Origin of the sequence: Mycobacterium sp. E787 (genome assembly GCF_001668725.1) — a bacterium.
Classification (GTDB): domain Bacteria; phylum Actinomycetota; class Actinomycetes; order Mycobacteriales; family Mycobacteriaceae; genus Mycobacterium.
This window is the reverse complement of the sequence record NZ_LZKL01000056.1, coordinates 1-12,704: the sequence shown is the minus strand read 5'-3', so window position 1 is coordinate 12,704 and position 12,704 is coordinate 1. Positions and strand designations below refer to the sequence as shown.

General features: G+C 71.1%; 14 protein-coding genes. 4 read left to right on the top strand and 10 right to left on the bottom strand.

What is annotated here, in order from left to right; all coding sequences use genetic code 11:
- Positions 1 to 3: 3 nt before the first annotated feature.
- From A5705_RS12305 to A5705_RS12285, 5 genes are all read right to left on the bottom strand, one after another.
- A complete protein-coding gene (locus A5705_RS12305; protein WP_068277751.1) occupies positions 4 to 1,194 on the bottom strand; it encodes a lipid-transfer protein in 1,191 nt (396 codons plus the stop codon).
- Positions 1,195 to 1,299: 105 nt separating this feature from the next.
- The gene (locus A5705_RS12300; RefSeq protein WP_068277749.1) at positions 1,300 to 2,103 is read right to left on the bottom strand and encodes a crotonase/enoyl-CoA hydratase family protein; all 804 of its coding nucleotides are present in this window, start codon (positions 2,101 to 2,103) and stop codon (positions 1,300 to 1,302) included.
- A gap of 10 nt (positions 2,104 to 2,113) precedes the next feature.
- Positions 2,114 to 3,001 (bottom strand): tRNA pseudouridine(55) synthase TruB, encoded by an 888-nt coding sequence (gene truB / locus A5705_RS12295; RefSeq protein ID WP_067882647.1) that lies wholly within the window; start codon positions 2,999 to 3,001, stop codon positions 2,114 to 2,116.
- Positions 2,998 to 3,696 carry a 4'-phosphopantetheinyl transferase gene (locus A5705_RS12290; protein WP_068277746.1) on the bottom strand — a complete coding sequence of 233 codons (699 nt, stop codon included), beginning with the start codon at positions 3,694 to 3,696 and terminating at the stop codon, positions 2,998 to 3,000. Before A5705_RS12290 ends, truB begins: the two co-directional genes overlap by 4 nt.
- Complete coding sequence (locus A5705_RS12285; RefSeq protein ID WP_068277743.1) at positions 3,693 to 4,670, bottom strand: metallophosphoesterase; 978 nt, start codon at positions 4,668 to 4,670, stop codon at positions 3,693 to 3,695. The genes A5705_RS12290 and A5705_RS12285 overlap by 4 nt, the downstream gene beginning before the upstream one ends.
- A gap of 162 nt (positions 4,671 to 4,832) precedes the next feature.
- On the opposite strand from A5705_RS12285, the gene A5705_RS12280 reads away from it, so the two are divergent.
- Both A5705_RS12280 and A5705_RS12275 read left to right on the top strand, forming a co-directional pair.
- The gene (locus A5705_RS12280; protein WP_067882652.1) at positions 4,833 to 5,408 is read left to right on the top strand and encodes a DUF3558 domain-containing protein; all 576 of its coding nucleotides are present in this window, start codon (positions 4,833 to 4,835) and stop codon (positions 5,406 to 5,408) included.
- 25 nt (positions 5,409 to 5,433) lie between these two features.
- Positions 5,434 to 7,113, top strand: a complete 1,680-nt coding sequence (locus A5705_RS12275) for a CocE/NonD family hydrolase (RefSeq protein ID WP_068277740.1) — start codon at positions 5,434 to 5,436, stop codon at positions 7,111 to 7,113.
- A 1-nt stretch (position 7,114) separates the two neighbouring features.
- Here A5705_RS12275 and A5705_RS12270 read toward each other — a convergent pair whose 3' ends face one another.
- Positions 7,115 to 7,678: a DUF1802 family protein gene (locus A5705_RS12270; protein WP_068277738.1), complete on the bottom strand. Its 564-nt coding sequence runs from the start codon at positions 7,676 to 7,678 to the stop codon at positions 7,115 to 7,117.
- A complete protein-coding gene (locus tag A5705_RS12265; protein WP_067882655.1) occupies positions 7,675 to 7,944 on the bottom strand; it encodes a DUF2277 domain-containing protein in 270 nt (89 codons plus the stop codon). The genes A5705_RS12270 and A5705_RS12265 overlap by 4 nt, the downstream gene beginning before the upstream one ends.
- A 43-nt stretch (positions 7,945 to 7,987) precedes the next feature.
- Here A5705_RS12265 and A5705_RS12260 point away from each other — a divergent pair, with 43 nt between their 5' ends.
- Both A5705_RS12260 and A5705_RS12255 read left to right on the top strand, forming a co-directional pair.
- Complete coding sequence (locus A5705_RS12260) at positions 7,988 to 8,737, top strand: enoyl-CoA hydratase (RefSeq protein WP_068277736.1); 750 nt, start codon at positions 7,988 to 7,990, stop codon at positions 8,735 to 8,737.
- 9 nt (positions 8,738 to 8,746) lie between these two features.
- A complete protein-coding gene (locus A5705_RS12255) occupies positions 8,747 to 9,310 on the top strand; it encodes a hypothetical protein (RefSeq protein WP_068277734.1) in 564 nt (187 codons plus the stop codon).
- Here A5705_RS12255 and A5705_RS12250 read toward each other — a convergent pair.
- The 3 genes from A5705_RS12250 to infB all read right to left on the bottom strand — a co-directional run.
- On the bottom strand, positions 9,307 to 10,317 hold the full coding sequence (locus A5705_RS12250; RefSeq protein WP_068277807.1) for a bifunctional oligoribonuclease/PAP phosphatase NrnA: 1,011 nt from the start codon (positions 10,315 to 10,317) through the stop codon (positions 9,307 to 9,309). The genes A5705_RS12255 and A5705_RS12250 overlap by 4 nt on opposite strands.
- On the bottom strand, positions 10,292 to 10,774 hold the full coding sequence (rbfA, locus tag A5705_RS12245) for a 30S ribosome-binding factor RbfA (RefSeq protein WP_068277731.1): 483 nt from the start codon (positions 10,772 to 10,774) through the stop codon (positions 10,292 to 10,294). Before rbfA ends, A5705_RS12250 begins: the two co-directional genes overlap by 26 nt.
- A partial coding sequence (gene infB / locus A5705_RS12240; RefSeq protein WP_068277728.1) for a translation initiation factor IF-2 occupies positions 10,774 to 12,704 on the bottom strand: 1,931 nt, incomplete at its 5' end. The genes rbfA and infB, both read right to left, overlap by 1 nt.

Below are 12,704 nucleotides of genomic sequence, written 5' to 3'. Positions count from 1 at the left end.
GGTTCAGCGTTCGGCGCGCTGGTAGGCCGTGACGACGGCGGCGCCGCCCAGCCCGATGTTGTGCTGCAGCGCCGCGGACACGTTGTCGACCTGACGCTTGTCCGCGGTCCCCCGGAGCTGCCAGGTCAGCTCGGCGCACTGCGCCAGGCCGGTCGCGCCGAGCGGGTGGCCCTTGGAGATCAGCCCACCGGACGGGTTGACCACCCAGCGGCCGCCGTAGGTGGTGTCGCCGTTGTCGATCAGCTTGGGCGCCTCGCCCGGGCCGCACAGACCCAGGGCCTCGTACAGCAGCAGCTCGTTGGCCGAGAAGCAGTCGTGCAGCTCGATCACCTGGAAGTCCTCGGGGCCCAACCCGGACTGCTGGTAAACCCGTTGGGCAGCCTGGACATTCATGTCATAGCCGATGAGGTTCTTGGCGCTGCCGTCGAACGTCGACTCGAAGTCGGTGGTCATCGCCTGGCCGACGATCTCCACCGCCCGGCCGGCCAGCCCGTGGCTGTCGACGAAGCTCTCCGAGGCCACGATCGCCGCGCCCGACCCGTCGGAGGTCGGCGAGCACTGCAGCTTGGTCAGCGGGTCGGAGATCATCCGCGACGCCAGGATGTCGTCGAGCGTGTAGGACTCCTGGAACTGCGCGAACGGGTTGTTGGTGGAGTGCTTGTGGTTCTTGTAGCCGATCTTGGCGAAATGCTCTGCGGTGCTGCCGTATTGGCGCATGTGCTCGCGCCCGGCGGCGCCGAACATCCACGGCGCGACCGGCATCGCGAACTCGTCGATCTCCGCCATCGCCTTGACGTGCCTGCCCATCGGCGACTCGCGGTCCTGCGCGCCGCCGCTGAGCGCGCCGGGCTGCATCTTCTCGAAGCCGAGCGCGATGGCGCAGTCGACGATCCCGCCGCGGACGGCCTGCGCGGCCAAAAACAGCGCCGTCGAGCCGGTCGAGCAGTTGTTGTTGACGTTGACGATCGGGATTCCGGTCATGCCCAGCTCGTAGAGCGCCCGCTGCCCCGACGTCGAGTCGCCGGCGACGTAGCCGACGTAGCCCTGCTCCACCTCGCGGTAGTCGATGCCCGCGTCGGTCAGCGCGTTGGTGCCCGACTCCCGCGCCATGTCCGGGTAGTCCCAGCCCTCCCGGCGGCCGGGCTTCTCGAATTTCGTCATGCCGACGCCGACGACGTAAACCTTCTTGGACATAGTGCGCCTTCCGCAGATGTGGGGCGAGTTCACACCCGTCTGGTCCGGAGCTTAGCCGGGTCGACGTGGTCGCTGGAACCCCCGTCGCTGCCAGGGCGCCCGACGTCAGGCGGGGTCGACGAAGACCGGGTCCTCCCCCGACATTCCGGCCACCACGGCGGCCAGCTGATTGGGCTTGCCGAGCAGACCGACTTGCAGCTCGGTTTCGCGTTTGAGGGCGGCCGCGGCGTCGTTGCTGAGCCACGTTTCGTCGTAGAGGCGCTTGGCAGCGCGAACGGCATCGGGAGATTTGCGCGCGATCTCGTCCGCGAGTGCCAGCGCCGATCCCAGCGGATCGTCACTGTTTCGCGTGACCAGTCCGAGTACCAAAGCCTCGCTGCCTGCCACGATGCGACCGCTGAAGGTCAGCTCCTTGGCCACGTCGATCGGGACGAGTCGCGGGATTGTCTGCGTGATGCCCATGTCGGGAACCAGCCCCCACTTGACCTCCATGATGGACAGGTTCGCGTCCGGTGCGGCGATCCGGATGTCGGCGCCCAGCGCGATCTGCAGGCCGCCGCCGAAGCAGTTCCCGTGGATCGCGGCGATGACCGGCGCCGGCACCAGGGACCAGTCGTAGGCCACGCGTTGCGCAAAGTTGGCCACCCGGTCGCCGTCGCGTTGCAGCAGCACCCCGGTGCCACCCTGTCCGGACATGAAGCCGGCGACGTCCAGGCCCGAGCAGAAGCTCTTCCCCTCGCCGTGCAGCACCACCGCACGTACCGAATTGTCTTCTGCCAGCTGCGCTGCCGCGTTCATCAAGCCCTCGAACATGGCTTGGTCAAGCGCATTGTGTTTGTCGGTGCGCACCATCGTCACGGTGGCTACGCCACCGTCCGCGATGCGCACGCGGACCCTGTCTTCGCTCACCCGTACGAACCTACCGCGAGAGCGTCGCCGGGCGGAGGACCACCACCGACTTGGTCCTCGGGCCCTCGTCGCGCAGCAGGGCGATCACCCGGCCCTCGGCGTCGGCGGCGGCGTAGATGTCGTCGATCCCGGCCGGCGGCAGGGACCGGCCGTTGCTCGCCGCCTCGGCCTCCTCGGCGGACAGGTCGCGGCGCGCAAACAGCAGCAGGCACGCCTCGTCCAGCGACCAGTTCAGCCGGGGCCGTTCGGCCAGGTCGTCCAGCGAGCGCGCCCGGTCCAGCCCGAAGCGCCCGACGCGGGTGCGCCGCAACGCCGTCAGGTGCCCGCCGACCCCGAGCGCCGCCCCGAGATCGCGGGCCAGCGCGCGGATGTAGGTCCCCGACGAGCAGTCGACCTCGACGTCGACGTCGACGAAGGCGCCCTCCCGCCGCACGGCCAGCACCTCGAACCGGTCGATGCGCACCGGCCGGGCCGCCAGCTCGACGGCCTGACCCTCGCGGGCCAACCGATACGCGCGCCGGCCGCCCACCTTGATCGCGCTGACCGCCGACGGCACCTGCTCGAGATCGCCGCGCAGGCCGTCGACGGCGGCCGCGATCGCCGCGTCCGTCACGCCCGACGCCGAAACGCATTGCACCACTTCGCCTTCGGCGTCCTCGGTGGAGGTGGTCTGACCCAGCCGGATGGTGGCGGCATACGACTTCGACGCCGCGGTCAGCAGGCCGAGGATCTTGGTGGCCCGCTCGACGCCGATCACCAGCACGCCGGTGGCCATCGGGTCCAGCGTCCCGGCGTGCCCGACCCTGCGGGTGGCGAAGATCCGCCGGCACCGCCCGACGACGTCGTGGCTGGTCATTCCGGCCGGCTTGTCGACCACCACGATGCCCGGTTCGGTCAAAGCACGATCCCGGTGAGCACCAGCCCCCGCTCGACGGACCACCGGCCCCGCAGCGAGGTCAACGGCGGACCCGACAGGGCCGTGCCGTCGACCAGGATCTTGGAGACGAACACCCCGGAGGTCCGCCCGCCGGGCGGGTCGAGGTCGAACACGATGTGGGCGTCCTCGAAACCGAGCCACCGCTCGGTCAGCGGGAACCAGGCCTTGTACGTCGCCTCCTTGGCGCAGAACAGGATTCGGTCCCAGTGCAGGCCATCGGGCAGCGCGGCGATCTCGTGGCGCTCCTCGTCCAGGGCGATCGCGCCCAGCACGCCGTCGGGCAGCACGTCGTGCGGTTCGGCGTCGATGCCCACCGAGCGCACCGCGGGGGCGCGGCCCACCACCGCGCCGCGGTAGCCGGTGCAGTGGGTGAGGCTGCCGACCACGCCGTCGGGCCAGCACGGCTGGCCCTTGTCACCCTTGAGGATCGGCACCGGCGGGATGCCGAGCTCGCTCATCGCGACGCGGGCGCAGTGCCGGGCGGTGATGAACTCGTTGCGCCGCTTGGCGACCGACTTGGCGATCAGCGGCTCCTCTTCGGGCAGCGGGGCCAGGCCCGGGGGGTCGGAAAACACCTCGGTGTAGGCGAGGTCCTCGGACCCCGAAGAGAGCAGGGCGTCGGGCAACACCGACGACACCAGCGTGCGGCCCGTCATCGGGATTGCCGCTGCCGCACTCGTTCCCGGAACTGCTCGGCCTGCCGGCGCATCTCGGGGGTGATCACGAAGTGACCGCCGAAGTCGTTGAGATAGCCGGGCGCGTACCGGGGATCCGGCAACACCTGGCGCAGCCAGCTGTACGGCTTGCGCCGGCGCCACTCCCGCGGATAACCCACCGACACCTCCTCGAAGCGCACGCCGTCGTACCAGGTGGTGCGCGGGATGTGCAGGTGCCCGTAGACCGAGCAGACGGCGTTGTAGCGGGTGTGCCAGTCGGCGGTCCTGGTGGTTCCGCACCACAGCGAGAACTCCGGGTAGAACAGCGCGTCGCAGGGCTCCCGCACGAGGGGGAAGTGATTCACCAGGACCGTCGGTGTCATCCAGTCCAGCTCTTCGAGGCGGGCGCGGGTGGCGGCCAGCCGCTCCCGGCACCAGGCCTCGCGGGTGGGGTACGGCTCGGAGGAGAGCAGGAATTCGTCGGTGGCCACCACGTTGCGCGCCCGGGCGATGGCCATGCCCTCGGCTTTGCTCGCCGCGCCCTCCGGCAAGAAGGTGTAGTCGTACAGCAGGAACATCGGCACGATCGTGGCCGGGCCGCCGCGCTCGGTCCACACCGGAAACGGGTGCTCCGGGCTGACCACGCCCAGCTCGTCGCACATGTCGACCAGATAGTCGTAGCGCGCCCTGCCGAAGACCTGCACGGGGTCGCGGCTGGTGGTCCACAGCTCGTGGTTGCCCGGCACCCAGATCACCTTCGCGAACCGCCGCCGCAGCAGGTCAAGCGCCCACCGGATGTCGTCGGTGCGTTCGGCGACGTCGCCGGCGACGATCAGCCAGTCGTCCGGCGACGACGGGTGCAGCGATTCGGTGACCGGCTTGTTGCCGAGGTGGCCGGTGTGCAGGTCGGAAACCGCCCACAGCGTCGGCTGCGCCCCGTTCGCCGATTCGTCCCCCCTTTGTTGCCCAGCCACGACTAACCAGCCTAGCCAACGCGCCGCGACGAGCCGGTTTCCACCGGGCCCTTGCCCGCCCCGATTAGAACGTGTTCTCTTTTTACTGTGACGCCGCCAACACGACTTGTACACTCCCGGCAAGAAGGGCCGAGGCAAGACCGGGTGGGGGTAGCAGGCATCGTGTTCGCCAATCTGCGGGTGATTTCGGCGCTGGGCGCGCTGGCCACGGCGGTGGCGGTGGGGTGGCTGAGCGCCCCGCCGGGGCCGGGCGGGGCCGGGCCCGTGCAGCTGCGGTCGACCGCCCAGCCGATGGAGACCACGATGAAGAGTCCCATCGTCGCGACGACCGACCCGCGCCCCTTCGACGCGTGCGAGGACATCCCGTTCGACGCCGTACAGCGGCTCGGGCTGGCCTTCACACCGCCCGAACACGAGGACGGGCTGCGCTGCCACTTCGACGCGGGCAACTACCAGCTGGCCGTCGAACCCATCGTCTGGCGCACCTACGAACAGTCCCTGCCCGCCGACGCCGTCGAGACCACGATCGCCGGTCACCGGGCCGCGCAGTACTGGGTGATGAAGCCGACGTATCACAACAGCTTCTGGTTCTTCTCGTGCATGGTGGCGTTCAAGACCAGCTACGGGGTCCTCCAGCAGGCCCTGTACTACTCGACGGTCTACTCCAACCCGGAAGTCGACTGCATGTCCACCAACGTGCAGCGCGCCAACGACCTCGCGCCGTATTACAAGTTTTAGCCGGACAGGCGCCTAGCCTGGGGTCGTGACCACCACCTCCGCGACGACCCCCGCGGCCTCCGCCCGTCCCGCGCAACGCCGGCCGAGCCGCGCGAGCCGCGCCGGCGACGCCGCGCTCGGCCGGGCGCTGGGCCTGCCCCGGGCGACCACCGAGTACACCGTGGAGCGCGTCGACGTGCCGATGCGCGACGGGGTGCACCTGGCGGCCGACCACTACGCGCCCGACACGCCCGGCCCCACCGGCACCCTGCTGGTCCGCGGGCCGTACGGCAGGGCCTTCCCGTTCTCGCTGGCGTACGCCCGGCTGTACGCCGCGCGCGGGTATCACGTGCTGCTGCAGAGCGTGCGCGGGACGTTCGGGTCGGGCGGGGACTTCGAGCCGATGGTCAACGAGGCCGCCGACGGCGCCGACACGGTGGCCTGGCTGCGCGAGCAGCCGTGGTTCACCGGCCGCTTCGCCACGCTCGGCGTGTCGTATCTGGGCTTCACCCAGTGGGCGGTGCTGCAGGATCCGCCGCCGGAGCTGGCCGCGGCCGTCATCACCGCGGGCCCGCACGATTTCAACGCCTCGGTGTGGGGAACCGGCTCGTTCGCCCTCAACGACTTCCTGGGCTGGAGCCACCTGGTCGCCAACCAGGAGGACCCCGCACGCATCCGGCAGGCGCTGCGCCAGCTGCAGGCCCGGCGCAAGGTGGCGGAGGCGGCCGGCGGGCTGCCCCTCGGCGCCGCGGCCCGGGCGCTGCTCGGCGCGGGCGCGCCGTGGTTCGAATCGTGGGTCGAAAACCCCGAGGGGGCGTTCTGGGACTCGCTGCAGTTCCGCGAGGCGCTGGACCGCGTGCGGGTGCCGGTGCTGCTCATCGGCGGCTGGCAGGACATCTTCGTGCGGCAGACGCTGCAGCAGTACGCGCAGCTGCGCGGCCGGGGCGTCGACGTCGCGCTCACGATGGGGGCCTGGACGCACACCCAGCTGCTCGGCAAGGCGCTGCCGGTCAGCGCGCGCGACACGCTGGACTGGCTCGACGCCCACCTGGGTGGCGCGCCGCTGCGCCGGCCCAGCAGGGTGCGCGCGTGCGTCACCGGCTCGGGTTGGCGCCACCTCCCCGACTGGCCGCCGGCCACCACCGAACGGGCGCTGTATCTGCGGCCGGGCGGGCACCTGGGTGAGACCGCACCACCGAAGCTCAAGGGATCGGCGCCGGCGACATTTCGCTACGACCCGGCCGACCCGACGCCCACCATCGGCGGCCCGCTGCTGTCCACGAACAGCGGCTACCGCGACGACAGCAAGCTCCCCCTGCGCGACGACGTGCTCGCCTTCACCAGCCTCACGCTGACCGACGACCTGTATGTCTACGGCAACCCGATGATGGAGCTGGCGCACGGCTCGGACAATCCCCATGTCGATCTGTTCGTCCGGGTGAGCGAGGTCGATGCACGTGGCCGCTCCCGCAACGTCAGCGACGGCTACCGGCGGCTGAGCGGCAAGACGAAAACCGTCCGGGTCGAACTGGACGGGATCGCTCATCGCTTTCGGGCGGGCTCACGCATCCGGGTCCTGATCGCGGGCAGCTGGTTTCCGCGCTTCGCGCGCAACCTCGGCACCGACGAACCGTTGCTGACGGGCTCGCAATCCACGCCGGCCACCCACACCGTGCACTACGGGCGCTCCCGGCTGCTGCTGCCCGTCGGGCCCGCCCTCCCGTGAGTCAGCCGACCGCGTCGCGCACCCGGCGGGCAACCCGGTCCAGCTCGGCCTCGTCGCAGACCGGCGCGGCCAGCCGAACACCCGCCGGCGCAAGCTCCACCCAGCTTTTGCAGCCCGCGAACTCGGGGGTGCGCTCGATGCGCACCGGCTCGGCCAGCGGGATCACCGAGACCACCAGCACGGCCAGCTTGTGCCTGGGGCGGAAGTCGAGCCGGTCCGCGCGCACCGACTCGGCGGTCCAGATGTGCAGGTCCTCGATCGCCGCAAGGCCATCGGGTCGGTTGACCTCTTGCGCCGCAACGACTTTCGCCGCCGCCCGCAGCACCAGGTGATCGTCGGCGCTGTCGTGCGCCCCGGCGTCCAGCAGGTCGCGATGCTCGGGCCGGACGCGCTGGGCGTGGCTGTGCGCGACCGTCGGGAACAGCAGGAACTCGCGTGCGGCCAACTCGAACCGCTTCTCGCCGACGCCGCCCTTGCGCAGCAGCACCCGCTGGCGCCCGGCGAGCAGCGCGTGCACCACCGCGCCCCACTCCTTGAGCGCGGGCACGGTCGCGCTCCGGGTCACGTCGCCCGCGCGAGGCGGGCCAGCACCTCGGGCCGGCGCAGCGGCGGGACGGTCTTCGGCGGCTGGCGGCGCGGCGGCAAGGCGGCCAGCAGTCGGGTCGTCGCCTCGGTGACCTCGGCGACCGCGGCCTCGAAAGCGTCGGCGTTCGCGGCCGACGGGTGGGTGATGCCGCTGACCTTGCGCACATACTGGCGCGCGGCCGCCGCAACCTCCTCCGGCGTGGCCGCCGGCTGCAATCCGCGCAGTTCGGTGATGTTCCGGCACATGGCTCCACGATAAGGGCAGCACGCCACCCTCTACGGTGAACACATGACCGACGACGTCCTGCTGATCGAGACCGACGAGCGGGTGCGCACGCTGACCCTCAACCGGCCGCAGGCGCGCAACGCGCTGTCCGCCGCGCTGCGGGACCGGTTCTTCGGCGCCCTGGCCGACGCGGAGACCGACGACGGCGTCGACGTCGTGATCGTCACCGGCACCGATCCGGTGTTCTGCGCGGGACTCGACCTCAAGGAGCTGGGCAGCGAGGCGGCGCTCCCGGACATCTCGCCGCGGTGGCCGCCGCTGACCAAGCCGGTCATCGGCGCGATCAACGGCGCGGCGGTCACCGGCGGGCTGGAGCTGGCCCTGTACTGCGACGTCCTGATCGCCTCCGAGCGGGCCCGCTTCGCCGACACGCACGCCCGGGTGGGCCTGCTGCCGACGTGGGGGCTCAGCGTGCGGTTGCCGCAGAAGGTGGGCATCGGCCTGGCCCGGCGCATGAGCCTGACCGGGGACTACCTGTCCGCCGCCGACGCGCTGCGCGGCGGCCTGGTCACCGAGGTGGTGCCGCACGACCGGCTGCTGACGGCCGCGCGGGAGGTGGCGGCGTCGATCGTCGGCAACAACCGGGACGCGGTGCGGGCGCTGCTGGCCTCCTATCACCGGATCGACGACTCGCAGACCGGCGGCGGGCTGTGGCTGGAGGCGATGGCGGCCAGGCAGTTTCGCACCAGCGGCGAGGACATCGCCGCCAATCGCGCGGCCGTCCTGCAGCGCGGGCGGGCGCAGGTGCGTTAGGAGGACGCGATGCGCGGCAACACCCTGCGGGCCCTCGGCGGCCTGGCCCTGGCGGCATCCGCGATCGCGTCGGCGCCGCGCGCCGCGGCGCTGCCTCCCGGCTTCCCCGACCTGAACAGGTTCACCGCCGTTTCCGCGGACGGGTACGCGACGCCTCGCCAGGGCGGCGGGGCCCGCATCAGCTTCTCCGCCACACCGACCCTGGTGTGCGACTTCTACGGCGGGCCGGCGCCCGTGCCCCAACCGTCGCAGGACATCAAGTGCAGCGGCGACGCGCCCGGAATGGACGACGTGCCGTTCCCGGGCGGGGGTCATCCGAAACCGGGCGACTGCGTGGTGGGCTCGGTGAACTTCAAGGGACCCGGCTACGAACTGAGCCGCATGACCTACGGCGGGTGCGACGGCAACCCGCCCGCCCTGCAGTCGGGCGGAAAACCGCTGGGCGCGGGGCAGAAGCTGTCATACCTCAACGTGACGTGCGCGGTCGGCGCCGACAACCTCGTCGCCTGCCTGGACACCACCAGCGGGGAGCACGGATTCGTGTTGCAGCCGTCGGGCAGCTGGGCGTTCTAATCCAGGGCCGCGCGCAGCGACGCCACGGCGTCGTCGATCGAGCCGGCGGTCGAGTAGCCGGCGGCCAGCCGGTGGCCGCCGCCGCCGAACTGTGAGGCCACCGCCGCCAGATCCACGTCGGCCTTGGCCCGCATCGACACCGACCACTGCCGCGGGTCGACCTCCTTGAAGACCGCCGCCACCTCCGCCTGCTGCGTCGTCCGCACGATGTCGACGATGCTCTCGACCTCCTCCGGGCGGGAGTCGATCCAGTCCCGGTGCCCGACGACGGCGTAGACCAGCCCGCGTCCACCGGCCGCGTCGGGCAGCAACTCCGCCGAGGCCAGCACCCGCGAGAGCAGCGGCAGCCACCCGAACGGGTGGGTGTCCATCAGCGTCCGACTGATCGCGGCGTTGTCGACGCCGACGTCGACCAGCCGGGCCGCCAGCCGCAGCGCGCGGGCGCTGGCCCAGCGGAACGACCCGGTGTCGGTCGTCAGCCCGGCGTAAATGCAGTGCGCCACGTCCACGTCGATCGGCTTGCCCCACGCGTCGAGGATGTCGGCGACCATCATCGTGGTGGAATCAGCCGACACGTCGATGAAATTGACGCTGCCGAACATCTCGTTGGACGCGTGGTGGTCGATGACCAGCACCCGGCGGCCGGGGCCGGCCAGGTCGCTCAGCTCCCCCAGCCGCTTCACGCTCGGAACGTCAACGGTCACAACCAAATCCACGTCGCGGCTCATGCCGTCGGGGCTGACCAGCAGGTGGCAACCGGGTAGCGACGCCAGCGATTCCGGCAGCGTCGCCGGCGCGGCGAAGCTCACCTCGACGCCCTTGCCGCACTTGTCCAGCACCAGGGCCAGCGCCAGCCCCGCGCCGATGGTGTCGGCGTCGGGATGTACGTGGGCGACCACCGCGATCGTCGCGGCGGCCGACAGCAGCTCGACGGCGCCGGCGGCGTCCACGCGCGTCCCGACGGGCGGGACGCCGGCCAGCTCAGTCTTGGGGTTGATCGTCGTCACCGGCGTTCCCGTCGCGCGCATCGCTTGACCCCCCGGCACGGTATGGATCGGCCTCCCCGGCCGGCTTGGCACCCGAGCGCACCCGCGCCAGGTCGGCGTCCGCGGCGCGGGCGCGCTGCAACAACTCGTCCATCCGCTGCACGCTGTCGGCGGTGGTGTCCCTGGTGAACGTGAGGGTGGGGGTGAAACGCACGCCGGTGCCGGCCCCGACCTTGGTGCGCAGCGCGCCCCTGGCCCGCTCCAGCGCGGCCGCGGCGGCGGCGTAGTCGGGCTCGTCGTCGAGCGTGCGCCCCATCACCGTGTAGAACACCGTCGCGTCGTGCAGGTCGGCGGTCACCTTCGCGTCGACGATGGTGACCCCGTCCAGCCCCGGGTCCTTGATCTCGAACTCGATCGCCGAGGCGACGATGGTGAAGATCCGTTTGGCCAGCCGGCGCGCGCGGGCGGGGTCCGCCATTACGCGCGCTCCTTCTGGACCAACTCGTAGGACTCGATGATGTCGCCTTCCTTGATGTCGTTGTAGCCCAACGTCATACCGCATTCGAAGCCCTCGCGGACCTCGGTCACGTCGTCCTTCTCCCGGCGCAGCGAGGTGATCGTGAGGTTGTCGGCGACCACGATGTTGTCCCGCAGCAGCCGCGCCTTGGCGTTGCGGCGCACCACCCCCGAGCTGATCATGCAGCCGGCGATGATGCCGACCTTCGAGGAGCGGAACAGCGCACGGATCTCGGCGCGGCCCAGCTGGTGTTCCTCGTAGATCGGCTTGAGCATGCCGCGCAGGGCCTTCTCGATCTCGTCGATCGCCTGGTAGATCACCGAGTAGTAGCGGATCTCCACGCCCTCGCGGTTGGCCAGCTCGGTCGCCTTGCCCTCCGCGCGCACGTTGAAGCCGATGATGATCGCGTCCGAAGCCGACGCCAGGTTGACGTTGGTCTCGGTGATGCCGCCGACGCCGCGGTCGATGACGCGCAGCGCCACCTCGTCGTCGACCTGGATGCCCAGCAGGGCCTCCTCCAGCGCCTCGACCGTACCGGCGTTGTCGCCCTTGAGGATCAGGTTCAGCTGGCTGGTTTCCTTCAGCGCCGAGTCCAGGTCCTCCAGGCTGATCCGCTTGCGCGAACGTGCCGCCAGGGCGTTGCGCTTGCGCGCGCTGCGCCGGTCGGCGATCTGGCGGGCGATGCGGTCCTCATCGACGACCAGGAAGTTGTCACCGGCGCCGGGCACCGACGTGAAGCCGATGACCTGCACCGGCCGCGACGGCAGCGCCTCCTCGACGTCCTCGCCGTGCTCGTCGACCATGCGCCGGACGCGACCGTACGCGTCGCCGGCGACCACGGAGTCGCCGACGCGCAGCGTGCCGCGCTGGATCAGGACCGTGGCGACCGGTCCGCGGCCGCGGTCCAGGTGCGCCTCGATCGCCACGCCCTGGGCCTCCATGTCGGGGTTGGCCCGCAGGTCCAGGGCGGCGTCGGCGGTCAGCAGCACCGCCTCCTCCAGCGCCTCGATGTTGGTGCCCTCCTTCGCCGAGATGTCCACGAACATCGTGTCACCACCGAATTCCTCTGGCACCAAACCGAACTCGGTGAGCTGACCGCGAATCTTCTGCGGGTCGGCGCCCTCCTTGTCGATCTTGTTCACCGCCACCACGATCGGCACGTCGGCCGCCTGCGCGTGGTTGATGGCCTCCACCGTCTGCGGCATCACGCCGTCGTCGGCGGCCACCACCAGGATGGCGATGTCGGTCGCCTTGGCGCCGCGGGCACGCATGGCGGTGAACGCCTCGTGACCCGGGGTGTCGATGAACGTGATCGGCCGCTCGTTGCCGTCCAGGTCGACCGAGACCTGGTAGGCGCCGATGTGCTGGGTGATGCCGCCGGCCTCGCCCTCGCGCACGCTGGCTTTCCGGATGGTGTCCAGCAGCCGGGTTTTACCGTGGTCGACGTGACCCATCACGGTCACTACCGGCGGCCGGGTCTGCAGGTCCTCCTCGCCGCCCTCGTCCTCGCCGTAGGTCAGGTCGAAGGACTCCAGCAACTCGCGGTCCTCGTCCTCCGGGCTGACGACCTGGACGTTGTAGTTCATCTCGCTGCCCAGCAGCTCGAGGGTCTCGTCACCGACCGACTGGGTGGCCGTCACCATCTCGCCGAGGTTGAACAGCGCCTGCACCAGCGCGGCCGGGTTGGCGTCGATCTTCTCGGCGAAGTCGGACAGCGATGCGCCGCGGGCCAGCCGGATGGTCTCGCCGTTGCCGTGCGGCAGCCGCACGCCGCCGACGACCGGCGCCTGCATGTTCTCGTATTCGGCGCGTTTCGCCCGCTTCGACTTGCGGCCGCGCCGGGGCGCGCCGCCGGGACGGCCGAACGCGCCGGCCGCGCCGCCGCGCTGGC